This window comes from Streptomyces sp. NPDC007157 (assembly GCF_040634235.1).
In the GTDB taxonomy this organism is placed as follows: domain Bacteria; phylum Actinomycetota; class Actinomycetes; order Streptomycetales; family Streptomycetaceae; genus Streptomyces.
This window is the reverse complement of sequence record NZ_JBEYFE010000009.1, coordinates 108,007-134,617: the sequence shown is the minus strand read 5'-3', so window position 1 is coordinate 134,617 and position 26,611 is coordinate 108,007. Positions and strand designations below refer to the sequence as shown.

Annotated in this window: 21 protein-coding genes; 5 read left to right on the top strand and 16 right to left on the bottom strand. The window is 70.4% G+C overall.

What is annotated here, in order from left to right:
• Positions 1-322 precede the first annotated feature (322 nt).
• Positions 323-916 (top strand): YceI family protein, encoded by a 594-nt coding sequence (locus ABZ642_RS18685; protein WP_360484717.1) that lies wholly within the window; start codon positions 323-325, stop codon positions 914-916.
• A gap of 104 nt (positions 917-1,020) precedes the next feature.
• Here the strand turns inward: ABZ642_RS18685 and ABZ642_RS18680 are convergent, their stop codons facing one another.
• From ABZ642_RS18680 to ABZ642_RS18670, 3 genes are all read right to left on the bottom strand, one after another.
• Entirely contained in the window at positions 1,021-1,704 is a 684-nt protein-coding gene (locus tag ABZ642_RS18680; protein WP_360484714.1) for a DUF899 family protein, read from the bottom strand.
• A 141-nt stretch (positions 1,705-1,845) separates the two neighbouring features.
• Positions 1,846-2,865: an LLM class flavin-dependent oxidoreductase gene (locus tag ABZ642_RS18675; protein ID WP_360484711.1), complete on the bottom strand. Its 1,020-nt coding sequence runs from the start codon at positions 2,863-2,865 to the stop codon at positions 1,846-1,848.
• Between the two features lie 47 nt (positions 2,866-2,912).
• Positions 2,913-3,644 carry a glucose 1-dehydrogenase gene (locus tag ABZ642_RS18670; RefSeq protein ID WP_360484708.1) on the bottom strand — a complete coding sequence of 244 codons (732 nt, stop codon included), beginning with the start codon at positions 3,642-3,644 and terminating at the stop codon, positions 2,913-2,915.
• A 293-nt stretch (positions 3,645-3,937) separates the two neighbouring features.
• Between ABZ642_RS18670 and ABZ642_RS18665 the strand changes: the two genes are divergently transcribed.
• Positions 3,938-4,612 (top strand): TetR/AcrR family transcriptional regulator, encoded by a 675-nt coding sequence (locus ABZ642_RS18665; protein ID WP_360484705.1) that lies wholly within the window; start codon positions 3,938-3,940, stop codon positions 4,610-4,612.
• Positions 4,613-4,722: 110 nt separating this feature from the next.
• Here the strand turns inward: ABZ642_RS18665 and ABZ642_RS18660 are convergent, their stop codons facing one another.
• Positions 4,723-5,757, bottom strand: coding sequence for an FUSC family protein (locus ABZ642_RS18660; protein WP_360484702.1), 1,035 nt, complete (start codon positions 5,755-5,757; stop codon positions 4,723-4,725).
• A 72-nt stretch (positions 5,758-5,829) separates the two neighbouring features.
• Here ABZ642_RS18660 and ABZ642_RS18655 point away from each other — a divergent pair, with 72 nt between their 5' ends.
• Positions 5,830-6,252 carry a MarR family transcriptional regulator gene (locus tag ABZ642_RS18655; RefSeq protein ID WP_360484699.1) on the top strand — a complete coding sequence of 141 codons (423 nt, stop codon included), beginning with the start codon at positions 5,830-5,832 and terminating at the stop codon, positions 6,250-6,252.
• A gap of 10 nt (positions 6,253-6,262) precedes the next feature.
• Here ABZ642_RS18655 and ABZ642_RS18650 read toward each other — a convergent pair whose 3' ends face one another.
• On the bottom strand, positions 6,263-7,621 hold the full coding sequence (locus ABZ642_RS18650) for a hypothetical protein (protein WP_360484696.1): 1,359 nt from the start codon (positions 7,619-7,621) through the stop codon (positions 6,263-6,265).
• A gap of 41 nt (positions 7,622-7,662) precedes the next feature.
• Positions 7,663-10,677 carry a glycoside hydrolase family 3 N-terminal domain-containing protein gene (locus tag ABZ642_RS18645; protein ID WP_360484693.1) on the bottom strand — a complete coding sequence of 1,005 codons (3,015 nt, stop codon included), beginning with the start codon at positions 10,675-10,677 and terminating at the stop codon, positions 7,663-7,665.
• 127 nt (positions 10,678-10,804) lie between these two features.
• Here ABZ642_RS18645 and ABZ642_RS18640 point away from each other — a divergent pair, with 127 nt between their 5' ends.
• Positions 10,805-12,670 carry a ricin-type beta-trefoil lectin domain protein gene (locus ABZ642_RS18640; protein WP_360484690.1) on the top strand — a complete coding sequence of 622 codons (1,866 nt, stop codon included), beginning with the start codon at positions 10,805-10,807 and terminating at the stop codon, positions 12,668-12,670.
• A 56-nt stretch (positions 12,671-12,726) separates the two neighbouring features.
• Here the strand turns inward: ABZ642_RS18640 and cimA are convergent, their stop codons facing one another.
• The 6 genes from cimA to ureA form a co-directional block, all read right to left on the bottom strand.
• Positions 12,727-14,337, bottom strand: coding sequence for a citramalate synthase (cimA, locus tag ABZ642_RS18635; RefSeq protein WP_360484687.1), 1,611 nt, complete (start codon positions 14,335-14,337; stop codon positions 12,727-12,729).
• A 283-nt stretch (positions 14,338-14,620) separates the two neighbouring features.
• Entirely contained in the window at positions 14,621-15,922 is a 1,302-nt protein-coding gene (locus tag ABZ642_RS18630; RefSeq protein ID WP_360484684.1) for an MFS transporter, read from the bottom strand.
• A 92-nt stretch (positions 15,923-16,014) separates the two neighbouring features.
• Positions 16,015-16,614: a TetR/AcrR family transcriptional regulator gene (locus tag ABZ642_RS18625; RefSeq protein ID WP_360484681.1), complete on the bottom strand. Its 600-nt coding sequence runs from the start codon at positions 16,612-16,614 to the stop codon at positions 16,015-16,017.
• 18 nt (positions 16,615-16,632) lie between these two features.
• Entirely contained in the window at positions 16,633-17,682 is a 1,050-nt protein-coding gene (locus ABZ642_RS18620) for an agmatine deiminase family protein (RefSeq protein WP_360484678.1), read from the bottom strand.
• 39 nt (positions 17,683-17,721) lie between these two features.
• Entirely contained in the window at positions 17,722-19,434 is a 1,713-nt protein-coding gene (locus ABZ642_RS18615; RefSeq protein WP_360484675.1) for an urease subunit alpha, read from the bottom strand.
• A complete protein-coding gene (ureA, locus tag ABZ642_RS18610; protein WP_360484672.1) occupies positions 19,431-20,129 on the bottom strand; it encodes an urease subunit gamma in 699 nt (232 codons plus the stop codon). Before ureA ends, ABZ642_RS18615 begins: the two co-directional genes overlap by 4 nt.
• 156 nt (positions 20,130-20,285) lie before the next feature.
• Between ureA and ABZ642_RS18605 the strand changes: the two genes are divergently transcribed.
• Positions 20,286-21,728 (top strand): cytosine permease, encoded by a 1,443-nt coding sequence (locus tag ABZ642_RS18605; RefSeq protein ID WP_360484669.1) that lies wholly within the window; start codon positions 20,286-20,288, stop codon positions 21,726-21,728.
• Here the strand turns inward: ABZ642_RS18605 and ABZ642_RS18600 are convergent.
• From ABZ642_RS18600 to ABZ642_RS18585, 4 genes are all read right to left on the bottom strand, one after another.
• The gene (locus tag ABZ642_RS18600; protein ID WP_360484666.1) at positions 21,676-22,977 is read right to left on the bottom strand and encodes a lysine 2,3-aminomutase; all 1,302 of its coding nucleotides are present in this window, start codon (positions 22,975-22,977) and stop codon (positions 21,676-21,678) included. The genes ABZ642_RS18605 and ABZ642_RS18600 overlap by 53 nt on opposite strands.
• A 15-nt stretch (positions 22,978-22,992) precedes the next feature.
• Positions 22,993-24,066, bottom strand: a complete 1,074-nt coding sequence (locus ABZ642_RS18595; protein ID WP_360484663.1) for a hypothetical protein — start codon at positions 24,064-24,066, stop codon at positions 22,993-22,995.
• A gap of 81 nt (positions 24,067-24,147) precedes the next feature.
• Entirely contained in the window at positions 24,148-25,236 is a 1,089-nt protein-coding gene (locus ABZ642_RS18590; RefSeq protein ID WP_360484660.1) for a branched-chain amino acid aminotransferase, read from the bottom strand.
• A 290-nt stretch (positions 25,237-25,526) separates the two neighbouring features.
• The gene (locus tag ABZ642_RS18585; RefSeq protein WP_360484657.1) at positions 25,527-26,570 is read right to left on the bottom strand and encodes a 3-isopropylmalate dehydrogenase; all 1,044 of its coding nucleotides are present in this window, start codon (positions 26,568-26,570) and stop codon (positions 25,527-25,529) included.
• Positions 26,571-26,611: the final 41 nt, after the last annotated feature.

The following is a 26,611-nucleotide window of genomic DNA, read 5'->3' as shown; positions in this document are numbered from 1 at the left end:
GAGACGCGCCTCACATTCATGGCCGGCCCATACCACCCCTGGAGTGACAGGGCCCCCGGACGGCGGTCCCCCACCCCCTCCGGCTCCACTCTCTTCCGAGCCTAACCGCATCCTCGCCACACCCTCCCGCCGTGTCGCGAGTCGGCGCGGACGGCATTACGGTGCGTGATGAGCGCGACACGCGAACGGATGATGTTGAAGGTTGTACGGAATAGGGCTACGGTAGGCGCCGTTGAGTTCGTTGAACGTTAAACATCAACGGTCCGCGCCTTCGGCATTCACCGCTCCCAGGCCGCGACCCGTCCCCCTCAAGGAGCACGTCATGGGTATCTTCGGCCGCAAGAACGACGACACCGCCACCGCCGCCACCGCCGAGACGGCCGCACTGACCGGCGACTACACGATCGACCCGGCGCACACCACGCTCGGCTTCGTGGCCCGCCACGCGATGGTCACCAACGTCAAGGGCAACTTCCGGCAGTTCGAGGGCTCGCTGCACCTGGACGGCTCGGACCCGGCGAAGTCCACCGCCTCCCTCGACATCACGATGGACAGCATCACCACGGGCAGCCCGGACCGTGACGGTCACCTGAAGTCCGCGGACTTCTTCAAGACGGACGAGTTCCCGACGATGACCTTCCGCTCCACCAAGGCGGAGGCCCTCGGCGGCGACGACTACCGCATCACCGGCGACCTGACGATCCTCGGTGTCACCCGGCCGGTCACCATCGACCTGGAGTTCAACGGCGCCGCCAAGGACCCGTTCGGCAACGAGCGCGTCGGCTTCGAGGGCAAGGCCGAGATCAAGCGCTCCGACTGGGGCGTGACCTGGAACGCGGCGCTGGAGACCGGCGGCGTCCTGGTCTCCGACAAGATCAAGCTGAACTTCGACATCTCCGCGATCAAGAACGCGTGAGCCCGCGGCGACGGACCGCCGACCCCGATCACGCCCGCCGAGCGCCCGCCCTCCACTCCCCTGAGGGCGGGCGCTCGGCCGTGCCCGCATGTCCCGCGTGTGCCCTAGTAGCCGATGGTCGGGTACCAGCCGCCTCGCCCTCGCGGGGTCAGGTCGAGCAGGTGCCAGACGGGTGTCAGCAGGTCGATGCCGCGCTCCTGGATGTCGGCGGCCATGCGCGGATGCGCGGAGTAGGTGTGCCGGACCGTGCCGTCGCCGTCGCGGGTGAAGACGGAGACCGTGGAGTCCTGCGCGCCCTCCTCGTCCTCGCTGCCCAGGTCGTACTTGAACGTGCTGTCACCACAGCTGAGCAGCCGCAGCCGGTGCCAGCCGCGGTCGCGGGCGTACCGGCGGAGGGCGGGCGGATCGGCGGCCGCGGCGACGACGAAGTCCGCGTTCCGGGCCACGTGGTGGGCGATGCCGTCGTAGCCGTCGATCCACATCGTGCACATCGGGCAGGGGCTGCTCTGCAGCTTGCCGTACATGAAGTGGTAGACGATCACCGGTCGTTCGGGCCCGGAGAACAGCTCGCTCAACGCGACCTCGCGCACCGGGGTGTCACCGGCGCCGAGATCGCCGGGCCCTTCGAGGAAGACGTAGTCGTCGACGGCCGGTCCCTGCGGCAGCGCCCGCCGCAGCGCCGCGACCTCCTCCCGGCGCCGCATCAGCTCGACCTCGGCCAGCCGCAGCTCCTCGCGGGCACCGAGATACGCCCCTGACTCCCCGGCCAGCCTGGTCTGCCGCACCATCGCGTCCTCCTGGGGTGGGGTCCCCCGTGGCCGTTCTTCGAGTCTAGGACGGCGTCCTCGATCGCTCCCCTTGTGGGGCCGCAACGACTTTCGGTGGGCCACGATCCACGGGAATGTGATGGAGCCGGGTCGCCCGCCGACTCAGCTCGTGCGCCGGGCCTGGCGCACCTCGGGGTGTGCGTCGCCGGCGACGGCGATGAAGCGTTCGAGTTCGCCGGGGATGTCGGGGCCGGTGGGCTGGTAGACGATTTCGGTGATGCCGTCCTGGGCGTAGGTGCTGAGCTGGTCACGGATGCGGTCGGGGGTTCCGGTGACGGTGGTGGAGGTGACTGCCTGCCAGCTTCCGGCGTTCCAGGCGGCGTTGTCGGCCGCGTTGAGGTCGGTGAGGTGCTGATCGTGTACGGCGAGGTGGCGCTCGCCGATGGGGTGTGCGGTGATGACGTCGAGCCAGGCTTGTCCGCCGGGCAGGGAAGTGGGGTCGCCGCCGAATTCGTAGGCGGCGTGGTAGGCGAGCGCGTTGCCGGGGCCGGCGGCGGCACGGACGCGGGAGGAGTCGAGTGGTTCGTCCTCGCTCAGGACGGTGCCGTGGATGCCCAGGGCGGACCAGGTGAATTCGTGGGCGTGGGCGGTTTCGCCATTGACGGTGAAGAGGCCGTCGGCGATCTCGTGGGTGACGGCGAGACCTTTGGGGCCGAGAGCGGACACCAGCACCGGGATGTCGACAGGGCGCCGCGGTGCGTTCGTACCGGGATGCATCATGCGGATGGGGGCGCCGTCCCATTGCACGGTGTCACCGCGCAGCAGGCCCCGCACTGTTCGGACGTACCTGCTGAGGTAGGACCAGGTGGCCGGGGGTGCTCCGAGGGCGCGCGTGCCGTTGAACCCGGTGCCGAAGGCGAGGGCCACCCGGCCGGGTGCGACGGCGGCGAGTGTGGCGGCACCGGAGGCGTTGACCATCGGATGGCGCAGTGTCGGGACGAGGACGCCGGGCGCGAGACCGATGCGGTGGGTGCGTTCGGCGGCCAGCGCCAGCATCGCCCAGACGTCGGGGCTTTGGGCGGGAGTGTCGTGGAGCCAGGCGCGGTGGTAGCCCAGCTGCTCGGCGACGGCGATGTGTTCGGGCGAGTGCAGGGATGTGGCGAACTGGCAGGAGATGTCCATTGGTCGGGCTCCTGGGGCAGAAGGAGGACGGATACGCCGTCGCGGCATCAGATCTGCGCTCTGCCGCCGTCAACGAACAGTTCGATTCCCGTGACGAAGCTGGAGTCGTCCGAGGCCAGGAAAAGTGCCGCCTTGGCGACTTCGTCGGGCTCGCCCAGCCGGCCCATGGGAATGGTGGACGTGATCTGCGCGATGGCGTCGTGAGCTCGTGTCGCCGCAAGCAGCGGTGTTTCGATCGGGCCGGGGCTGAGCACGTTGGACCGGATGCCGCGATGTTGCAGCTCTACCGTCCATCCTCGGACGAAATTCCGGATGGCGGCCTTGCTCGCTCCGTAGACCCAGAACGCGGGCGTTCCCTTTACGCTCGCGACGGAGCCCGTGAGAATGATGGAGGCACCGTCATTCAATAGCGGCAGGGCCTTTTGTACCGTAAAGAGCGCCCCCTTCACGTTGACGTTGAAAATTTTGTCGTAAATTTCTTCCGTGACGTCTTCCAGTGAAACGAGCTCGCCCAGGCCGGCATTGGCGAAAACGATATCGATTCGCCCCTTCGCCTCGACGCTCGCGTAGAGGCGGTCGAGGTCGGCCGGCTCTGTGACGTCTCCCTGCACACCGGACACGTTGCCCCCGATGGCCTTCACGGCTTCATCGAGTTCTTTCTGACGGCGTCCCGTGATGAAGACATAGGCACCTTCTTCGACGAAGAGCCTTGCGGTGGCCAGCCCGATCCCCGTCGTGCCGCCGGTGACGACCGCTACTTTTCCCTGCAACTTACCCATGGTCACTGCTCCCGATACTGGAAAATATGACTACCCCAACGGTAGGGGTGCGCTCCGGATTTCGTGGACATCTCCGTTCGCCAAGGGTGCCCGGATAAACCGCCGAAGTGCCGGACGTCAGGCCGCCTGTGTGCGGCGGCCCGGTCAGCTGCCGGGCGGAAACCGGCCGTGGAGCACGACTTGCTCTTTTCGGGTTTCGTCATGCCGGCCTCCACGAGGCACCCGATGGGCTCCACGGCCCGCATCACAATGTCGATCGACATCGTTTTTACGCCCACCGCGCGGCGATGTCAATGACGATCGACATTGAGATCTTCGGTCCGGCTCGCTACAGTCCTCCGAAGAGCAGGGATTGGGAGGAGACAGTGGGCGTCTCGAAGCAGCAGGCGGCAGCGAACCGAGAGGCGATCATCGCCGCCGCGGACGGTCTGTTCCGTGAGCGCGGCGTCGATGCCGTCGGCCTCGTCGAGCTGATGGGCGCGGCCGGAATGACGCGCGGCGGCTTCTACAACCACTTCGCCTCGAAGGACGCGCTCGTCGACGCGGTCGTCACCAAGGCGATGGCGGACGGGTTCGGCAACCTCGACGAAGCCGTCACGGCATCCCAGGCCCGCGGCGGCGACCCGCTCGGGGAACGGATCGACTGGTACCTGTCGCCTGAACACCGTGCCGACGTCGAGCACGGCTGCCCCAACACGGGCTTCGCCGGCGACGCCCGCCGACTGGAGCCGGCCGCCCGCGCGCAGTACGCGAAGGGCCTGGCGGCCAATCTCGACCGTTTCACACAGATCGTCCAAGCGCCCGGACTCGACGAAGGCGAGCGGCGAGCGCGCGCCATCGCACTGTTCAGCGAGATGGCCGGGGCCCTGCTTCTGTCACGCGCCGTCGCTGATGCCGACCCCGCCCTCGCAGACGAAATCCTCGACAGCGCGCGCACCGACCTGCGCGGCCGCACCAGTACTCCGTAAGACGACCACAGGGGTTTTCTCGCGGTGTTTCATCCGCGAATGTGCGATGGATGCGCGATGCGGACGTCAGGAATCCGTCGGCGTTTCCACCGCCGTCCACGTTTCGCGACTCAAGTGACCGCCCTCCTGCGGGGTACCGGCAGCAGCCACCACGCCGAGGCCACCGAGAGGATCGCGCCCACCGCGATGGCCGCCAGGCGGGTCGGCAGCAGGGATTCCGCGTCCTGGCCGAAGTAGCCGAGGAGCAGGGAGAGGGCCGTCGTCATGCCGGCTGCCCAGTACGCGTAGTTGAGGGGGCGCAACCACAGGGCGACGGTCAGGACGGCGAACATCAGGGCCACGGAGGCGTGGCCCGTGACGTCCGCCGCCGCCACCGCCGTCGCCAGGAGCGTCCCCACGCATGCTCCGGCCAGGCGTTCGACCCCCTTGCGCAGGACGTCGGTTCGGCCCCGGTTGCCGCTCGCCGCGACGTACGCGGTCAGGACGGCCCACGGCCAGTGGTCGTCGAAGAGGACATGGCCCAGCACGAAGGCGGTCGCGATGGCCGCCGCCATCTGGAGGGCCATGCGGGTGCTGGGGCGCGGGTGCAGGCGGGAGCGGCGTGCGGGCGGGTCGGGGGTCGGGGCCGCGTGCCAGGGACCGAAGCGGTCACCGAGCGCCTGCACCAGCCAGACCGAGCAGCACGCCAGCACCCCGATCAGCGCCGACCAGCCCCAGGTCACCAGGCCGCTTTGCGCCTGTGCCGGCAGCGCGGGACCGGGGACCACCAGCAGGGCCACCAGGGGGAGGGCGATCAGCGTGCCCGCCCTGGTGCCGACCGGACCGTACCGGCGGATCCAGATGGCCAGCGCCATCCCGGCCGTGTAGACGGCCGCGCCCGCCGCGTAGTGCGAGGCGAGCAGTCGGCCGACGAAGATCGAGGCGGCCACGGTCACGGGCAGCACTACCAGTGACGTCAGCCGCCGGCGGGTGTCGGCCGTGCGCTGGGTCGCGGCGAGGGTCAGGGTGAGGGCGACCGCGAGGACCAGCACGTCGGTGTGCAGCCCGGCGGCCCCCTCCAGCGCCAGCGCGGCTCCCCAGCAGAGCAGCACGGCCGTCATCGTCAGCCCGGCTTCGTACGCGTTGCGTATGAGTTTGGCGGTCACAGGGCCGAGAATACGGGCCTCTAAGGGCCTGCATCCATAGCAGGTGGTAAGTAATCGCGTACGATCTAAGCCATGGACCACCTCTCCGAAGCCGCCCGTATCCGTCGTGCTGTCCTCCGGTTCAACCGTCGGCTGCGGCAGGAGCGCGGGGACGGGAGCCTCAGCGCCAATCAGCTGACGGTGCTCGGGCATCTGTACCGGCACGGGCCGTCCACGCCCGGCGAGGTGGCGGCCGCCGAGCGGCAGCGGCCGCAGTCACTGACCCGGGTCTTCGCGGAGCTGGAGGCTGAGCGGCTGATCGGGCGGGCGCCGGACCCGTCCGACCGTCGGCAGTCCGTGCTGAGCCTGACCGAGGCGGGGCGTCGGGCGCTGGCGGCCGACATGGACCAGCGGGACGCCTGGCTGGCCGGGGCCCTCGGGTCGGTCGGCGAGACCGAGCGCGGGGTGCTGCTGCTCGCCGCCGCCGTGATGGAGCGGCTGGGCGACCTGGGGTAGCCCTCGTGGGTCAGAAACCGCCGCCGAAGTCGCCGCTGTCGCCGCCCCCGCCGCCGAAGTCCCCGCCGCCGCCGAAGTCGCCGAAGTCCCCGGGGTCGAAGTCGGCGCCCGACAGGTCGCCGCCCTGGTAGCCGCCGGTGTCGAAGTCGCCGTAGCCGGTGCCGTAGTCGGCCGCGTAGGCCGGGGCGGACATCCAGCCGCCCAGGGCCGTGCCGATGAGCAGGCCGGGCAGGAGGCCGCCGCCGAAGTAGCCGCCCGCCCAGGGGCCGTAGGCCGGGCCCGCGTCCCAGTAGGGGCGGCGGCCGTGGTCGGTGTCGACCTCGCGGATCGCCGGGTCGCGGCCGTCGGCCAGCCGGGTGGCGTCCGCCGCGCAGACCGGGACCTCGCGGGGCGAGCCGCCGGCCGGGGTCCAGGTGGCGTCCGTGACCGAGGGGCCGTGCCGGGGGTCGAAGAAGCACGGCGGCCGGCGCTCCGGGAGCGGGCGGCCCTCGCGGCGGGCGGCGAGCTGCGCCAGCGAGAAACGGCCGTCCTCCAGGGCCTGGGTGACCGCCCGCACGTCCTCCGGTCTGCGGGCGTCGGCCATGTACTGCTTCGCCTGGTCGTAGGCGTTCAGCGCGCGCTCGTAGTCCGCGCGCATGGCGTCGTCGGCGCGGGGCTCGGCCGGGTGGAAGTCGAGCCGGTCCAGTTCCTCGCCGAAGGCGGTGATGTCCTCGTCCACGACCACCCGGAGCCGGTCCAGGGCGGCCCGCTGCTCCTCCTGGTGGCGTCGGCGGTTGCGGCGGACCAGGGCGTAGGCGCCCGCCCCGCCGGCCACGATCACCGCGCCGATCGCGATCAGCGCCGTACTGGAGACGCCGGAGCCGTCCGCGCTGCCGCCGCCCCAGGTGGAAGGCGCCTTGCCGCCGAGGTTGGTCAGGGCGCGGTTCGTGAAGTCGGTCAGCTGGGTGTTCGCGGTCTCCCCCTGGACGCTGGTGACCAGGTTCTGCACGGCCGTCCGGGGCAGCACCGAGGAGTCGGCGCGGGCGTCGAAGCGGTCGCCGAGCCGGACGGCGTACAGGCCGGTGATGCCGGTGGCGGTGCGCAGGTCCGTGAAGAGGTCCTGGGTGGGGTAGCCGGCCGGCAGGACCGCGATGAACAGGGGTTTGTTCGCGTCCTTGATCTGCCGGGCCAGCGTGTCGGCCTCGGCCGTGGAGAGCTGGGCGGCGGCCGCCGGGTCGACGTACACCGGGCTCTTGCGCAGGGCGTCGGCGATCGTCGAGACACCGGTGGCCGCCGTGGCCTGCGGAGCGAACGCCGTGAGGGCGATCACCAGCAGGGCCAGCAGCAGGCCTGGGAGGCTTCGGGTCCGGGTCCGCAGCACGGCCTTCATGTTCCGCAATTTACCCGAAACCCCCCATAACCTGTCATTTCTTATGCTGCTTTGTATGCCTCCGTCAGCTTCTCCACCGCCGCCGCGTACCTGCCGGTCAGCAGCAGGTGGTCGGCGTCGGCGAAGGGCTTCGAGACGGCTGCCGTGATCGACTGTCCGATCTCAGCCTGCACCAGCAGTCGCGCCTTGGTGACCAGTTTCCGGCCGGCCGAGGCGGCGCCCGTCCGTTCCGCGGCCTTCGCGGCGGCGCCGAGCGCCCGCAGGGTGGCCTCGCCGCCCTTCGACGGCTTGGCCAGGGTCGTCAGACCCCAGCCGTACGGGTACTGCGGGTCGTACGAGGCGTCGCCCACGTTGATCGGCAGCTGGGCCTCGGACTTCGGCCAGGTGACCGGGAGCTGGCCGGTGAAGGCCTTCTTCCCGTAGAGCACGTCGGCCACGCCGTCGCCCTCGGTGCCCGGCAGCCAGGACGCCACCAGGGCGTCGATCTCGCCGAGCCGGTCACCGATCAGCTGCGGGCGCCCGGAGACGATCAGCACCGCGCACTTCATGGCCGCGCACACCTTGTCCACGGCGGCCTGGTCGGCCGGGGTCAGCGCCAGGTCGTTGCCGTTACCGACGTCTCCGACGCCCTCGGCGTACGGGGTCTCGCCGACGACGACCACACCCACGTCGTAGCCGCTGGTCGGCGCCGAGGCATCCTTGGAGTAGGTGACGTCTCCCCCGGCGTTCTTCATGCCCTGGAGGATGGTGGTGCCCGTGGTGTGGGTGCCGGAGGCGCCCTGCCAGGTGATGGTCCAGCCGCCGGTCTGGTTGCCGAGGTCGTCGGCGTTGGACCCGGCGACGTACACCTTCTGCGACTTCTTCAGGGGCAGGACCCCGCTGTCGTTCTTCAGCAGCACCTGCGACTCGGCGGCCGCCTGGCGGGCCACCGCCCGGTGCTTGGCGGAGCCGATCTTCGAGGCGCCGGAGGTGTCGGCGTACGGGTGCTCGAAGAGGCCCAGCCTGAACTTCTGGGTGAGGATGCGGGAGACCGCGTCGTCGATCCGCTGCTCGCTGACCCGGCCGGCGTTCACCTCGTCGGTCAGGGTCTTGGTGAAGTCCTGGTAGCTGTAGGGGACCATCATCATGTCGACGCCGGCGTTGACCGCCGTGCTGACGTGGGCCGCGTAGTCGCCGGGGAGCTGGTCGATGGCGTTCCAGTCGCTGATCACGAAGCCGTCGAAGCCCATCCGGCCCTTCAGCACGCCGTTGATCATGTCGGCGCGGGCGTGCATCTTCACCGGCCCCTGGCCGTCGCCGAGGATGTCGAGCGAGGAGTACGAGGGCATGACCGTACCGATGCCCCGGTCGACCGCGGTCTGGTACGGCGCCAGGTGGATCGCCTCCAACTGCTGCCGGGTGACCTTGGTGACGCCCTGGTCGATGGTGTACGACCCGGTCGTGGAGGAGCCGTACTCGGTGCCGCCGTCGCCGACGAAGTGCTTGGCGGTGGCCAGGACCTTGTCGTCGTCCTTGAGGTCACGTCCGTCGGCCCGGCCCTGGAGGCCCTGGATCACGGTCTCCATGGACTTCACCAGGGCGGGGTCCTCGCCGAAGGACTCGTAGGAGCGGCCCCAGCGCTCGTCGCGGCTGACGCAGAGGCAGGGGGCGAAGTCCCAGGGGATGCCGGTCGCGCGGACCTCGGCGGCCGTCACCGCGCCGGCGTCCTCGGCGAGCCCGGGGTCGCGGGTCGCGCCGATGCCGATGTTGTGCGGCATGATCGTGGCGCCGGCCAGGTTGTTGTGGCCGTGCACCGCGTCCACACCGTAGATCAGCGGGATCTGGAACCGCGTCGCCTGCGCCCGGAGCTGGAAGCCGTCGATCATCTTCGCCCAGGCCTCGGCGGTGTTGGGCGTGGGAGTGGAGCCGCCGCCGGAGAGCAGCGAGCCGAGGTCGTAGGCGGCGACGTCACCGCCGTTGCCCACGGCACCGCGCTCGGCCTGGGTCATCTGGCCGGCCTTCTCCGCCAGGGACATCCGGGAGAGCAGGTCGGCGACCCGCTTCTTCACGGGCAACCTGCTGTCCAGGTACGGCAGTCCGTGCGCGTCGATGACGACCTGCGGGGTCTCGGCGGGGGCCTTGGCACCGGTGACGGCGAGCTTCAGCGGGATGGTCTCGGCCGACTCGCCGGACCGGTCCTTCAGCGTGCGCACCTTGATGGTCTGGGTGGCCCCGGAGACCGTGCCGGCCGGGAAGGTGAGGGTGCCGGAGACCGGGGTGTAGTCCTTGCCGGCGGCCGCGGTGCCGGTCGTGGCCGTCTCGTAGGCGACGGTCACGGGCTCGTCGAGCGGGGCGGAGCCGGTGGCGCCCACGGAGACCCGCACGGAGGCGGTGCGGCCCTCCTGGACGGGGTAGACGGCCGCGTCCGTGGTGACGGAGGCGCGCAGGGACTGGTCGGCCTTGCCGTACAACTCGACGTCGTCCATGGCGAACTGGCCCTTGAGCCCGACGGGGAGGGTGAGCGCGTAGCCCCACATCTGGGTCAGGCCGAGGATGTGGTCGATACCGCCGACGGGCTGGTAGTCCGTGCGGTAGACGAAGTCACCGAAGGGGATCTCGATCTGCTTCCAGCCGGAGAAGTCGTCGGTGAAGGACGTCGTCCACAGCTCGGAGACCTCGCCGTTGGCGCCGCCGTCCTTGATCTCGAAAGCGATCTTCTTGCCGTTGTCCTGGCCGTCCCACCAGAAGCGGATGCCCTTGTGGGCGGACCAGTCGTGGGCGGGCTCGGTGGCGGCGAAGTCGTGGGTGAAGCCGCCGTAACCGCTGATGTCGTACGTCCCGGAGAGCACCTTGGCGCCCTCGGGGGCGTCCGCCCGGTCGGCGAACTGGAGGGCGGGCGGGTCGTCGCTGTCCCCGCCCCAGGTGAAGATGCCCTCGGCGGGCTGGGCGGCGAAGGGGACCTCGCCCTCGAAGCGGTCGACGGGGGTCGGTGCGGGGTCGTCGGCGGCGCGGGCCGCGGACAGGGGCATCAGGGCTGCGAGTAGGGCGGTGGAGACGAGCAGGGCGGTTCTTGGCATGGACCTTCCCTCGACTCTCTGGTTCACTCAGGGCTCTCACAGTTCACTCATGGCTTAGATCACGACGTGAGTTAACTAACGGCTCGCACACCCGTCAAGACGTCCCGTCAGGAAGGGCGATGTGTCCATGAGATCCACCCCCCACACGGTCCGGCTGTTCTTGGCCGGACTGCTCACCGTGGCCGGCCTCAGCGCGGTCGTGCCGTCCGCGCACGCGGCCGGTGAGCAGGTCACCGCATACCTCACCACCACCGACGACTCCGGCGGGCGCCATGTCACCCGCGGGCTCCAGGCGCAGACGCCGTTCGCCTTCCAGTCCGGGAGCGGCGGCAGCGGCGAGAACATCACGGTCGACGAGAACACCCGCTACCAGACCTTCACCGGCGGCGGCGCGTCCTTCACCGACACCGCGGCCTGGCTGATGAACAGCAGCGGCGCACTGTCCCAGGCCACCCGGGACGCCACCATGAAGAAGCTGTTCTCCCCCACCGACGGGATCGGACTGTCGTTCCTGCGCAATCCGATGGGCGCCTCCGACCTGGCACGTTACGGGTACACGTACGACGACGTCCCCGCCGGGCAGACCGACCCGAACCTCAACAGCTTCTCCATCTCCCACGACCTCGCGGACGTCGTGCCGCTCACCAAGCAGGCGCTCCAGCTGAACCCCTCTCTGACTGTCATGGCCTCGCCATGGACGGCACCGGCCTGGATGAAGGACAGCGGCTCGCTCAACGGGGGCTGGCTCAAGTCGGAGGACTACGCCGCCTACGCCGCGTACTTCGTGAAGTACCTCCAGGCCTACCAGGCACAGGGCGTGAAGGTCTCCTACGTCACCCCGCAGAACGAGCCCACCTGCTGTTCCGGCTACCCGTCGATGAGCTGGAACGCGTCCGGACTGCAGTACTTCCTCAAGAACGACCTGCTGCCGCAGCTCCAGTCGGCCGGCCTGTCCACCAAGGTCCTCGCGCACGACTGGAACTGGGACGTATACGACTCCTACGCGGCCGCGAGCGTCGACGACGCGGCGATCCGCAACCACCCCAACTTCGGCGGGATCGCCTGGCACGGCTACGGCGGCGACATCAACAAGCAGACCACCGTGCACAACCAGTACCCCACGCTGGACGCCTTCGGCACCGAGCACTCCGGCGGTACCTGGATCGCCAACCAGCAGCGCGAGGACATGAACAACATCATCGATTACACCCGCAACTGGGCGAAGTCGGTGACCAAGTGGTCGCTGGCCGTGGACCAGAACATGGGCCCGCACAACGGCGGTTGCGGCACCTGCACCGGGCTGGTCACCGTGCACAACGGGGACGGGGCGAGCGGGACCGTCGACTACACCGTCGAGTACTACACGATGGGGCACCTGACCAAGTTCGTCCGGCCCGGCGCGCAGCGGATCGCCTCCACCGCGTCCACCGCCGTGCCGAACGTGGCCTGGCGCAACCCGGACGGCTCCAAGGCACTGATCGCCTACAACGACTCGTCCGCCGCCAAGACCCTCACCATCAACTGGGGCTCCCAGCACGCCACTTACTCACTGCCCGGCAAGACCTCGGCGACCTTCACCTGGTCCGGCACCCAGTCGGGCGGCGGCAGCCAGACCGGCGCCCTCGTCGGGCTCGCGAGCAAGTGCCTGGACGTGGCGGGCGGTTCGACCACGAACGGTACGGCCGTGCAGCTCTACGACTGCAACGGCAGCACCGCCCAGCAGTGGACCGTGCAGTCCGACGGCTCGGTCCGCGCCCTCGGCAAGTGCCTCGACGTGACCTCGGCCGCCACGGCGGACGGGGCGAAGGTCCAGTTGTACGACTGCAACGGCACCGGGGCACAGCAGTGGTCGTACAACGCCTCGACAGGTGACGTGGTGAACGCGGCGGCCAACAAGTGCCTGGACGTCACGGGCAACTCGTCGGCGAACGGGACACGGGCCCAGATCTGGACGTGCACGGGCGCCGCGAACCAGAAGTGGCACCTGCAGTAAGGCGGTACCGCACAACGAGCCGGGGGCTGTGAGCCCAGCCCCCGGCTTCGCCGCCGCTACTCCGCCGGCTCCACGCCCGCCCGCAGCAGGCCGTAGGTGTACGCGTCCTCCAGGGCCTGCCAGGAAGCGGCGATCACGTTCTCCCCGACGCCGACCGTGGACCATTCGCCGCTGCCGTCGGACGTGGAGATCAGCACGCGGGTGATGGACTCGGTGCCGTGCTTGCCCTCCAGGATGCGGACCTTGTAGTCGACCAGGTCGAGCTTGGCCAGCTGGGGGTAGATCTTTTCGAGGGCGACGCGCAGGGCGCGGTCGAGGGCGTTGACCGGGCCGTTGCCCTCCGCCGTGGCGACGATCCGCTCGCTCTTGGCCCAGAGCTTGACCGTGGCCTCGTTGGCGTGGGTGCCGTCGGGGCGGTCCTCGACGATGGCCCGCCAGGACTCGACACGGAAGTAGCTGCGCCGCTTGCCCTCCACCTCGGCGCGCAGGAGGAGTTCGAAGGAGGCGTCGGCGGCCTCGAAGGTGTAGCCCTTGAGTTCGTACTCCTTCACCCGCTCCACCACCCGGCCGACCAGTTCGCGGTCGCCGCCGAGGTCGATGCCGAGTTCCTTGCCCTTGAGCTCGACGGAGGCACGGCCCGCCATGTCGGAGACGAGCATGCGCATGGTGTTGCCGACCAGCTCGGGGTCGATGTGCTGGTAGAGGTCCGGGTCGACCTTGATCGCGGAGGCGTGCAGGCCGGCCTTGTGGGCGAAGGCCGAGACACCGACGTAGGGCTGGTGGGTGGAAGGGGTGAGGTTGACGACCTCGGCGATGGCGTGGGAGATCCTCGTCATCTCGCGGAGGCGGCCGTCCGGCAGTACCTGCTTGCCGTACTTGAGTTCCAGGGCGGCCACCACCGGGAAGAGGTTGGCGTTGCCGACGCGCTCGCCGTAGCCGTTGGCCGTGCACTGGACGTGGGTGGCGCCGGCGTCGACGGCGGCCAGGGTGTTGGCGACCGCGCAGCCGGTGTCGTCCTGGGCGTGGATGCCGATCCGGGCGCCGGTGTCGGCGAGGACGGTGGAGACCACGGCGTTGACCTGGGCGGGGAGCATGCCGCCGTTGGTGTCGCAGAGGATGACCACGTCGGCGCCGGCCTCCGAGGCGGCCCGGACGACCGCCTTCGCGTACTCGGGGTTGGCGCGGTAGCCGTCGAAGAAGTGCTCGCAGTCGACGAAGACCCGGCGGCCCTGGTCCTTCAGGAAGGACACCGTGTCGCGGACCATCTCCAGGTTCTCGTCGAGGGTGGTGCGCAGCGCCAGTTCGACATGGCGGTCGTGGGACTTGGCGACCAGCGTGATCACCGGGGCGCCTGACTCCAGCAGCGCCTTGACCTGCGGGTCGTCCGCCGCCTTGGCACCGGCCCGGCGGGTGGCGCCGAAGGCGACCAGCTGGGCGTGCTTGAAGTCGATCTCCTGCCGGGCGCGGGCGAAGAACTCGGTGTCCCGGGGGTTGGCGCCCGGCCAGCCCCCCTCGATGAAGCCCACGCCGAAGTCGTCCAGGTGCCGTGCGATGGCCAGCTTGTCCGCGACGGTGAGGTTGATGCCCTCGCGCTGCGCACCGTCGCGCAGCGTGGTGTCGAAGACGTGGAACGAGTCGTCCAGCTCGTTGGTTGCCGTCTCGGTCATGGTCACTAGGCTCCTGATGTCGAATCTCGGTCGTACCGGAATGACCGGCTCCACCGTCCCTCCATGGTCCCTCGCGCTGGCCTTCCGGCTGAAGGTGGGCCGGAAAACGAAAAAACCCCTCGCGGGTGCGAGAGGTCTGCGCGCGGGTCGAGGACGACGATGGCCACCCGTACCTGGTCGTACGTGATGGTCACTGCGGACCGGCGCGCCTGCTGCCAATAATCATGGCGAACGAGAGCACGGGGGAAGTCTGGCACAACCCGCCCCCGGCTCACCGACCGTCTCAGGATGCGGTCGTCACGGTGGATGGGTCCTGAGACCTCATCCGTGCCAGATCCAGGTCCTTCGTCTCCCGCATGGTGACGTACACCACAAGCGATACGGCGGCGCAGCCCGCCACGTACCAGTAGAAGCCGGACTCGATCCCGGCGTTCTTGAACCACAGGGCGACGTACTCCGCCGTCCCGCCGAACAGCGCGTTGGCGAGGGCGTAGGGCAGGGCCACACCCAGGGCGCGGACGGCGGTCGGGAAGAGCTCGGCCTTCACACAGGCGTTGATCGAGGTGTAGCCGGTGACCACGACGAGGGCGAGGAGGGAGAGACCGAGGGCGGGCCAGTAACCGTTCGCGTGTTTGAGGAGGGTCAGGACCGGCACGGTGAGGACGGTCGAGCCGACCGCGAAGGTGATCAGCAGCGGGCGGCGGCCGATGCGGTCGGAGAGGGCGCCGGCGAGCGGCTGGAGGCAGGCGAAGACGGTGAGCGCGGTGAAGGAGACCAGGGTCGCGGTCTCCTTGGACAGACCGGCGGAGTTGGAGAGGTACTTCGTGAGGTACGTCGTGTACGTGTAGTAGGCGACCGTGCCGCCCATGGTCAGCGCGATGACCAGGAACGCCTCCCGGCGGTGCTGCCACAGGGCGCGCAGGGTGCCGCGCTCGGCGGTGTCCGAGGTGTCCTCCGCGTAGACCTCGGTCTCCAGCATGGTCCGGCGCAGGTAGAAGACCACGGCGGCACCGAGGGCGCCGACGACGAACGGGATGCGCCAGCCGTAGTCGTGCAGCGCGGTGTCGGAGAGGGTGTGCTGGAGGACGATCAGCAGGCCGAGGCCGGCGATCTGACCGGCGGTCATCGACACGTACTGGAAGCTGGAGGCGAAGCCGCGCCGGCGCGGGTCGGAGGCCTCGGTGAGGTAGGTGGCGCTGGCCGCGTACTCGCCGCCCACCGACAGGCCCTGCAGCAGGCGGGCGAGGAGCAGTACGAAGGCTCCGCCGTAGCCGGCCACGTCGTAGGTGGGGGCGACGGCGATGAGGAGCGCGGACACCGACATCAGGGTGACGGTGAGGGTCAGGGCGGCCTTGCGGCCTTTTCGGTCACCGACCCGGCCGAGCAGCCAGCCGCCCACCGGGCGCATGAAGAACCCGACGGCGAAGATACCGGCGGTGTTCATCAGCTGCGCGGTGGGGTCTCCGCTCGGGAAGAACGCCCCGGCGAAGTAGGTGGCGAAGCTCGCGTACACGAACCAGTCGAACCACTCGACCATGTTGCCCGCCGAACCGACCCAGATCTTCTTCCAGTGTTGTCGTCCCATGGGCCGTTCCTGCCCGGCGGGGGAACATGGGATTCCTTTACTGCAAATGCCCGACGAGAACGTCCTGTTCGTTACCGGTGTGCCCGTGCGGGTCACGCGTCCGCGAGGAGGTCCGCTTCCAGGAACTCGCGTACATGGCCGAGAACCTGGGCCCGGTCCGTGCCGCGCAGGCCGATCGCCACGTGGATGGAGAAGCCGTCGAGCAGGGACCGCAGGCGCGCGGCGAAGCGGTCGGGGTCGACTGGCCGGAACTCGCCCCTCGAGACGCCCTCCGCGAGCAGCGCCACCAGGTCGCGGTGCCAGGCGCCCTCGATGGCGGCCTGGCGGTCGCGGGCGGCCTCGTCGGCGTTCTGCGAGCGGTTCCAGACCTCCAGCCAGAGCGTCCAGTGCGGGTCGCGGTGGCCGACGGGGACGTACAGGTCGACATAGGCGTCGAGGCGCTCGCGGGCGGTGCCGCGGCGGGTGAGCAGCCGACCGCGCTCGGCGCCCAGCCGGCCCTCGCTCCACTCCAGGGTCTGCAGGAGCAGTTCGTCCTTGGAGCGGAAGTAGTAGAGGAGATGGCCGCTGCTCATGCCGACCTCGTGGCCGAGCGCGGCCATGGTGAGTTTCTCCAGGCCGCGGTCGGCGATCATGTCCATGGCGGCGGCGAGCACGTCCTCGCGGGGCGGGGCCTGTCTGCGCCCACCGGCCATGTGCTGCTCCTCGTAGTACTAGATCTTCGGCTGCTGCTGGGTGACGCAGTGGATGCCGCCACCGCCGGAGAAGATCGTACGGGCGTCCACCAGTGTCACCGTCCGCTCGGGGAAGAGACGGCGGAAGATCCCGGCGGCCGTCTCGTCACGCGGGTCGTCGAAACCGCAGAGCACGACCCCGCCGTTGCAGAGGTAGTGGTTGATGTAGGAGTAGTCGGCCCAGTGGCCGTCGGCCTCCAGGGCGGTCGGGGCCGGGACCTCGACGACCTCCAGCGTGCGGCCGCGCGCATCCTTCTGGGACCTGAGCAGGCCGATGACCTCCTTGGTCACCTCGTGGTCGGGGTGGGCCGGGTCCGGCTGGTGGTGGGCGACGACCACGCCCGGGCGGGCGAAGGCGGCGACGATGTCGACGTGCCCGAGGGTGCCGAAGCCGTGGGGAGGGTAGTCGCCGGTGAGGCCGCGGGGCAGCCAGACGGCCTTGCGGGTGCCGAGCATCCCGTGGATCTCCGCCTCGACCTCCGCACGGCTCCAGCCGGGGTTGCGCTCGGGCCCGAGCTGCACGGTCTCGGTCAGCAGGACGGTCCCCTCGCCGTCGACGTGGATCGCACCGCCCTCGTTGACCAGCTTCGAGGCGTACGTCTTCGCACCCGCGAGGTCCGAGACATGCCCGGCGATCTTGGCGTCGTGCTCCCAGCGGGCCCAGTGCTGGGCACCCCAGCCGTTGAACGTCCAGTCCACGGCGGCCAGTTCACGCCCGTTGGTGAGGAAGGTGGGTCCGATGTCCCGCATCCAGGCGTCGTCCAGTTCACGCTCGACGGTGTCGACGCCCGGGCCGAGCAGCGTCTGGGCGGCCGCCGACTGACCGGGGCCGCAGACCATCGTCACCGGCTCGAAGCGCAGGATCGCGCGGGCCACCGAGGCCCAGGCCGTCCGGGAGGCGCGGAGGTCGTCCGGGTCCTCGAAGGTGGGGTTGGGGCCCGGCCACGCCATCCAGGTGCGCTCGTGCGGGGTCCACTCCGCGGGCATCCGGAAGCCGTCGGAGGCGGGAGTGCTCAGGTGGGGGTCCATACGGGGCTCCATGCGGGGGTCCTTCACGGGCGGTGGCGTTCAGAGGAAGTAGAGGCGGTTGAGGGAGACGGAGTCGGCGGGCTCCGAGCGCAGCGGCTCGCCGTCGAGGGTGACCAGGCCGGTGCGCTGGTCCACGTCGACCGCTCCGGTACGGGAGTTGAGCCGCAGGTCGGCGGGGCCGATGGAGCGGGTGCCGCGGACCGCGACCCGGCGGCGCCGGGTCGGCATCGTGTCGTTGCCCTGGTCGAGCGCGGCCTGGGCGACGAAGGCCACCGAGATGTCGGCGGGGGTCGCCCCGTGGGCCCCGAACTGCGGTCCGAGGACCAGGGGTTCGCAGGTGTCGGTGGCCGCGTTCGGGTCGCCGGTCACGCCGTACGCCGGGAAGCCGGACTTGAGGACGAGCTGCGGCTTGGCCCCGAAGTACTCGGGCGACCACAGCACGATGTCGGCCAGCTTGCCGACCTCGATGGAGCCGACCTCGTGCGCGAGCCCGTGGGCGATCGCCGGGTTGATGGTCAGCTTGGCCATGTACCGCAGCACACGCTCGTTGTCGTGGCCGTCGTGCGGGGCGCCGAGCTCGGCCTTCATCTTGCCGGCCATGGCGAAGGTACGGCGGACGGTCTCCCCGGCCCGGCCCATGCCCTGCGCGTCGGACGAGGTGATGCCGATCGCGCCCAGGTCGTGCAGCACGTCCTCGGCACCCATCGTCCCGGCGCGGATGCGGTCCCGGGCCATGGCCGCGTCGCCGGGCAGGTCGGTCTTCAGGTCGTGGACGGAGACGATCATCCCGTAGTGCTCGGCGACCGCGTCCCGGCCGAAGGGCAGGGTGGGGTTGGTGGAGGAGCCGATGACGTTGGGGACGCCGGCCATCTTCAGGACGTTCGGTACGTGTCCGCCGCCGCAGCCCTCGATGTGGAAGGCGTGGATGGTGCGGCCCTCCAGCACCCGGAGGGTGTCCTCGACCGACAGGCACTCGTTCAGTCCGTCGCTGTGCAGGGCGACCTGGACGTCGTGCTCCTCGGCGACCCGCAGGGCGGTGTCCAGCGCCCGGGTGTGGGCGCCCATGTCCTCGTGCACCTTGAAGCCGCAGGCGCCGCCCTGGGCGAGGGCCTCGATCAGGGGCGCCGGGTGCGAGGACGATCCCCGTCCGAGGAAGCCGATGTTGACCGGCCAGGCGTCGAAGGCGTTGAACGCGTGCTTGAGCGCCCAGGGCGAGTTCACGCCGACGCCCCACACCGGCCCGAACTCCTGCCCGATGATCGTGGTGACGCCGGAGGCCAGTGAGGCCTCCATGATGCGCGGCGACAGCAGATGGACGTGGGTGTCGACGGCCCCGGCGGTGGCGATCAGCCCCTCGCCGGAGACGATCGAGGTGCCGGTGCCGACCACGACGTCGACGCCGTCCAGGGTGTCGGGGTTCCCGGCCCGTCCGATCGCGCAGATCCGCCCCTCGCGGATACCGATGGACACCTTCCGGATGCCCTGCACGGCGTCGATCACGACGACGTTGCTGATGACGACGTCACAGGTGTCGCGGACGGCGGCGGCCTTCAGGTGCAGCCCGTCCCGGGCGGTCTTGCCGAAGCCGGCCAGGAACTCGTCGCCGTAGCGCTGGGAGTCGTCCTCGACGCGGATCACCAGCCCCGAGTCCCCGAGGCGGACCCGGTCGCCGGCCCGGGGGCCGTGGGTGGCCGCGTACTCGTACGGCGTGAGGCGGCGGGCCTCGGCCGGGTGGCCTCCGGGACGGCTCATCGGTCTGCCTCCTCGTCGTGAATGCCCAGGTAGCCGCAGGCGGCCGCGCGGCGCAGCGCCTCCGCACGGGCGCCGGGCGCGTCCAGCGGCCCGTCGACCAGCCCGGCGAAGCCGATGGCGACCCGGGCGCCGCCGATCGGCACCAGGCCGACCTCCAGCGACTCCCCCGGCCCGAAGCGGACGGAGGACCCGGCGGGCACGGCGAGCCGCAGGCCGTAGGCGGTGGCGCGGTCGAAGTCGAGGCGGGGGTTGGCCTCGAAGAAGTGGAAGTGGGAGGTGACGGAGACGGGGACGGTCGCCGTGTTGGTCACGGTCAGCCGGACGACCGCCGCCGGGTCGGTGTGCTCGGGCCCCGGCAGCAGCGCGCCCGGCCCCTCGTCGCCCAGGCCGCCGCCCCCGATCGGGTCGGTGACCACCGCGAGCCGCGAGCCGTCGTCGAAGACGGCCTCGACGTGCACCTCGGTGACGACGTCGGCGACGCCGGGCAGCACGTCGGCCGGGCCGAGGACCGAGCGGGCCGCCTCGACGGCCTCGGCGAGCCGCCTGCCGTCCCGGGCCGCCTCGCAGACGGTGTCCGCGATCAGCGCGGTGGCCTCCGGCACGTTGAGCCTGAGGCCCCGGGCGCGGCGGGCGCGGGCCAGCTCGGCGGCTCCGAAGAGCAGCAGCCGGTCACGTTCCGTGGGGGTCAGTCGCACGTCCCGGTACCTCCTTCGCTTCGCACACTTAGAGCACCACTCTAAATGCCGCATTACGAGAAGGGAACCATTGACATCAACAGCCTGGTCACCCACATTGAACGTCGCTCTAACTCTCAGCCATACGTCTCAGGTGGCCGTCGAAGGGGACCAGCCATGCCGATAGAACAGCGCGGAGTCGACACCATCCCGGACGAGGAACGCACCAGCGGGCCCAAGGACCTGGTCTCGATCCTGCTCGGCTCCAACCTCTGCCTCGGCGTGATCATCTTCGGCTGGCTGCCGCCGTCCTTCGGGCTGGGCTGGTGGGCGTCGGTGAGCGCGATCGTGGCGGGCACGGTGGTCGGCACGGTGTTCACGGCCCCGCTGGCCCTGGTCTCGCTGCGCACCGGCACCAACCTCTCCACCTCCTCCGGCGCGCAGTTCGGGGTGCGCGGGCGGCTGGTCGGCTCGGTGGTGGGCCTGCTGCTGGCCCTCGGCTACACGGCGCTGACCGTGTGGATCGGCGGCGACGTGATGGTGGGCGTGCTGAACCGGCTGTTCGGGCTGCCGGCGGACGGGGTGTCGTACGCCGTGGTCTACGGGGTGCTCGCGGCGGCGACGGTGGCGGGCGCGGTCTACGGCTACCGCGTCCTGCTCGCCATGTCCCGGGTGCTCGCCGTCGGCATGACCGCCCTGCTGCTCCTCGGGATCCTCGCGTACGCCCCGCACTTCACGACCTCTCCCCTGCCGGACGCGGGCGGCTATCTGCTGGGCGGCTTCTGGCCGACCTGGTGTCTGGCGGCGGTCGCGGCGGGACTGTCCGGACCGGTCGCCTTCATCACCCTCCTCGGTGACTACACGCGCTACATCTCCCCCGCCCGCCACTCCTCCCGCCGGGTCCTGCACGCGACCTGGCTGGGCCTGATCCTGGGCCTGCTGGTGCCGCAGCTGTTCGGCACCTTCACCGCGTACGCGGCGCGGTCGGCGGCGGACTACGCGGGCCCGCTGGTGTCGGCCTCGCCCGCCTGGTACCTGGTCCCGCTCCTGCTCTCCGCCTCCGCGGGCTCGGTCGGCAACGCGGGCCTGATGCTGTACTCGATGGGTCTGGACCTGGACGCGATCCTGCCCCGCGCCTCCCGCGCCCGCGCCACCTACACGGTCGCTATCGTCGCCACGGCCTGCGTCTTCGTCGGCCACTACGCCTGGAACGCGCAGTCCGCGATGACGTCCTTCGTGCTCCTGCTGACGGCGATCGGCACCCCCTGGGCGGTCATCACCCTCATCGGCTTCCGCCGCTGCCGCGGGGTCTACGACGCGGACGCCCTCCAGGTCTTCAACCGCCGCTCGCACGGCGGGATCTACTGGTACCGGGCCGGCTGGAACCTCCGGGCCACGGTCTCCTGGACCCTGGGCGCCGGAGTCGGCCTGCTGGCGGTCTCACTCCCGTCGTACGAGGGACCGCTGCTGTCCCTGACGGGCGGGGTGGACTGCAGCTTCCTGCTGTCCGGCCTGGTGGGCGGCGCGGTCTATCTGGCGCTCTCGCCCCGCCGGCCGGTCGTGCCGGTCACCCCGGCGCCAGCCCCGGCAGGAACTCGCTCGCCCCGAACGCCGGTTTGAGGTCGGTGAACCAGGTGGCGCCCTCGTCGTAGGCGGCGAAGAACGGCCGGTCCACCAGGGCGGGGTCGCGGGCCTGGATCAGGTGCAGGACGAAGACCTTCTCGCCGGCCACCTCGGCGACCCCGTCCACGCAGACCTTGCCGGGCATCGCCGACATCACCGGGCCGCGGACCGTGCGGGCGAGGCCGGAGACGCGGGCGTAGGCGTCCCGGAAGACCGCGTGGCCGCGGGCCAGGGGGACGCCGAAGTAGCCCTGGGGGCCGGTGTCGCGCTCCACGAACTGGTAGTACGGCACCGCGCCCAGCGTGGTCGTCTCCTCCCACAGCTCGGCCCAGGCCTGTGCGCTGTCGTTGATCCCGGCCACCAGCGGCCCCTGGCAGCGGATCACGGCACCGGTGTCACGGACCCGGCGCATGGCCTCCCGCACGACGGGCGGACGCAGCTCCTGCGGATGCGTGAAGTGGGCCATCAGCGCGAGGTGCCGGCCGCTCGCCACCACCCGCTCGAAGAGGCGGAGCAGGTCGTCGGCGTCGCGGTCGGTGGTGAAGCGGTACGGCCAGAAGGCGAGCGACTTGGTGCCGATGCGCACCGAACGGATCGTGTCGGTCTCCAGAAGGGGTTCCACGTAGCGGCGCAGTACCTCCGTGCTCATGACCAGCGGGTCGCCGCCCGTGATCAGGGCGCCGCTCACCTCGGGGTGGGCGCGCAGATAGCCGGTCGTGGCCGCGATGTCGTCGGTGGCGATGCGCAGGTCGGCCTCGCCGACGAACTGCGGCCAGCGGAAGCAGTAGGTGCAGTAGGCGTGGCAGGTCTGGCCCTGACGCGGGAAGACCAGCACGGTCTCCGGGTACTTGTGCTGGAGGCCGGTGAGGCGGCGGCCCTCGTGCACGGGGACGTTGGCGTCGAGCTGGCCCGAGGGGTGCGGGTTGAGCCGCATCCGGATCTCGTGGGCGGCACGCTGGACCTCGGCCCGGGGCGCCTGACGGGCCAGCAGGCCGGCCATCCGGCGGACGTCGGGTCCGGGCAGCATCCCGGACTGCGGGAAGGTCAGCCGGAAGACCGGGTCCTCGGGCACCGCCGACCAGTCGATCAGCTCGTCGACGACATAGGCGTTGGTGCGGAACGGCAGGACCGAGGAGACCGCCCGCAGCGCCAGCCGCTGATCGTCCGTCAGGGAGACCCGCCGCAGCAGACCGTCCAGGTCGCGGGGCGTGAAGGCGCGGAAACGGGGGTGGTGCGCTGAACACATGTGTGGCGGGGCCCTCTATTCCGTGACCAGGACCGTGGACGGCCGCAACTCCACGAAGGCGGCCGCGTGCGCATCGTACTTCTCCCCGAAGTGGTGGATGAGCCGCCGGTGCAGCTCGCTCTCGTCGTCCACGACGATCACCTCGTGCGCCCCGGCCCCGGTCAGCGCCTCGCTGTACGCGCTGAGTTGGTCCAGCCGGCGGCGGGCCAGATAGGTCACGAGGTCGGGCGCGGCGACGTACAGGCGGTCGTCGAGGAAGACGAAGCGGCAGTCGAACTCCCGTCGCCCGTCGGTGGCGTCGACGAGGGTGACGGGGAGCCGGGTGAACCGTTCCATCGGTTTGCCCTGCTGCCACAGTTCGTCGAAGCGCTGCTCCACGAAGGTGCCGAGCGGGGAGCGGACCGCCACCTCCAGCTGGACGCCCTCGCCGGAGAGCCGGCCGACGGTGAGGAAGGAGACCAGACAGCGCTCGTCCCAGCGGTAGAGGGTGACACCGGGGGAGGTCGAGCACAGCCGTACCTCCAGCAGCTGCCGGGAGGTGTCGTCCAGGCGCCGTGCGAAGGCTTCCAGGGTGCGCAGGTTGCGCATGATGTCGCGGCGGATGTCGGCGCTCTGCTCGCCCAGTTCGCGGCCGCGCAGGATGACGGCGAGGGAGTCGGGGTCAAGGAGCAGGATCTGCACGCGGGCGCCGGTCGCGGTGGCGGATCTGACGCCGCGGAAGAGACGCTCGGAGAACTGCGGACCGAACAGGTTGGAGAAGGTGTCGAGCACCTTCACGTTGGACGTCGAGCCGTACACCTGGGCGGCGAACCACTCGTAGTCGAGCCGGGTGTGCTCGCGGACGCGGCCCTCCTGGGCCCGGGATATCAGCGGGCCGATGACGAAGACGGTGACGACCACGCCGACGATGTCGGTGCCGAGGTTGAGGGCGAGGTTCTGCCCGTAGTTGTCCATCGTCGAGGCCCGCCACAGCAGCACGGCCGCGACGGCGGTGAGCAGTCCGAGCACGGTGAGGCTCTGCGGTCGGCGCGGTGTCCGTAAGGTCCGCATCAGCCAGCGCAGCCGTGGCATCGGCGACCGTCCGCTCACGCGTGCTCCCTCCCCCGTATGGACTGAGGAGATACCCGTACGGGGGAGGCGGTACGCGTCGCACGGACGAGCGGGGATCGATCAGCCGAGCTGGTGCATCCAGCCGTGCTTGTCGACCGCCTTGCCGCGCTGGATGTCGAGAAGCGCCTCGCGGAGCTTCATGGTCACCTCGCCCGGCTCGCCGTCCGACTGCCGCCACTCGGCGCCGCTGCGCTTGACCGTGCCGACCGGGGTGATCACGGCCGCCGTGCCGCAGGCGAAGACCTCGGTGAGGGTGCCGTTCTCCGAGTCGCGCTGCCACTGCTCGATGGAGACCCGGGCCTCCTCGGACTCGTAGCCGAGGTCACGGGCGACGGTGAGGAGGGAGTCACGCGTGACGCCTTCGAGGATCGAGCCGCTGAGGGTCGGCGTGACGATCTTGTCTCCGTACACGAAGTACAGGTTCATGCCGCCGAGTTCCTCGACCCACTTGTGCTCGACCGCGTCGAGGTAGCAGACCTGGTCGCAGCCCTGCGCGGCGGCCTCGGCCTGGGCGAGCAGGGAGGCCGCGTAGTTGCCGCCGGTCTTGGCGTCTCCCATGCCGCCGGGGACGGCGCGGACCCGGTCCTCGGAGGCCCAGATGGAGACCGGCTTGACCCCGCCGGGGAAGTAGGCGCCGGCCGGGGAGGCGATGACCAGGAAGAGGTACTCGTTGGCCGGCTTGACGCCCAGGCCGACCTCGGTGGCGATCATGAAGGGGCGCAGGTAGAGGGATTCCTCTCCGCCGTGGGCCGGGACCCAGTCCTTGTCCTGCTGGACGAGCAGGTCACAGGCCTCGACGAAGGTCTCCACCGGCAGCTCGGGCATGGCGAGCCGGCGGGCGGAGCGCTGGAAGCGCTTGGCGTTCTGGTCGGGGCGGAAGGTGGCGACCGAGCCGTCCGGTTGGCGGTAGGCCTTCAGGCCCTCGAAGATCTCCTGGGCGTAGTGCAGGACGTTGGTCGCCGGGTCGAGGGGGATCGGCGCGTACGGAACGAGCTGGCCGTCGTGCCAGCCACGGCCTTCGGTCCACTTGATCGTCACCATGTGGTCGGTGAAGTGGCGGCCGAATCCGGGGCTGGCCAGGATCGCCTCGCGCTCGGCGGCGGCGAGCGGGTGCGCGGAGGGCTTGAGCTCGATCGTGGGCGTCGTCATCAGTGGTAGTCCTTCACCGGTTGTAGTGATGGGCCGCGCTCACACCCGTACGGCCGGTGTCCGGTCGTGGGACGAGCTGTCCTGCCGTAGGACGGCTGTCCCGTCGTAGGACGTCCGAGCATTCCCTCATGGCGCGGCTCCGCGTTCGATTATCGCGCGGGGGCCGGGATGAACGGAATCGGGGTGAATGCGGACCCGGGGTCGATGGTGACACCCGGCGGCAGGCATGGGGAAGCCGCCGGGCGCGTGGGCGACCCGGCGGCTTCGAAGTCGATCGGCAGCGCGGCGGGTCAGCCTGCTACTCGTACGGCGAGCGCGTCGCCGATCTCCGAGGTGGAGCGGGCGGGCTTGCCCTGGCGCTCGGTGAGGTCGGCGGTGACGGCCTCCTCGATGCGGGCGGCCTCCGCCTCGTAGCCGAGGTGGCGCAGCAGCAGGGCGACGGACAGAACCGTGGCGGTGGGGTCGGCCTTGCCCTGGCCGGCGATGTCGGGCGCGGAGCCGTGGACCGGCTCGAACATCGAGGGGAACTCGCCGGACGGGTTGATGTTCCCGCTCGCGGCGACGCCGATGCCGCCGGAGACGGCCGCGGCGAGGTCGGTGATGATGTCACCGAAGAGGTTGTCGGTGACGATGACATCGAACCGGCCCGGGTCGGTCACCAGGAAGATGGTGGCCGCGTCCACGTGGAGGTAGTCCGTGGCGACCTCGGGGAACTCCGCGGCCACCTTGTTGAAGATGTTCGTCCACAGGTGCCCGGCGAAGGTCAGCACGTTGTTCTTGTGGACCAGCGTGAGCTTCTTGCGCGGGCGGGCCTGGGCGCGGGCGAAGGCGTCCCGGACGACCCGCTCGACACCGAACGCCGTGTTGACCGACACCTCGGTGGCGACCTCGTGCTCGGTGCCCTTGCGGACGGTGCCGCCGTTGCCGGTGTACGGGCCCTCGGTGCCCTCGCGGACCACGATGAAGTCGATCTGCGGCTCGCCTGCCAGCGGGGTGGCGACACCCGGGAGCAGCTTCGACGGACGCAGGTTGACGTGGTGGTCGAAGGCGAAGCGGAGCTTCAGCAGGAAGCCGCGCTCCAGGACACCGGAGGGGACGCTGGGGTCGCCGATCGCGCCCAGCAGGATGACGTCGTGCTGCTTCAGCGCGCCGAGTTCGGCGTCGGTGAGGGTCTCACCGGTGGTGTGGTAACGCTGGGCGCCGAAGTCGTACTCCTTGGTCTCCAGCTTCACGTCCTCCGGGAGGACGGCGGAGAGGACCTTGAGGCCTTCGGCCACGACTTCCTGCCCGATGCCGTCACCGGGGATCACTGCGAGATTGATGCTGCGAGACATGTCGGCACCCTACTCCTCGTCCCATGGGATGACACGATCTG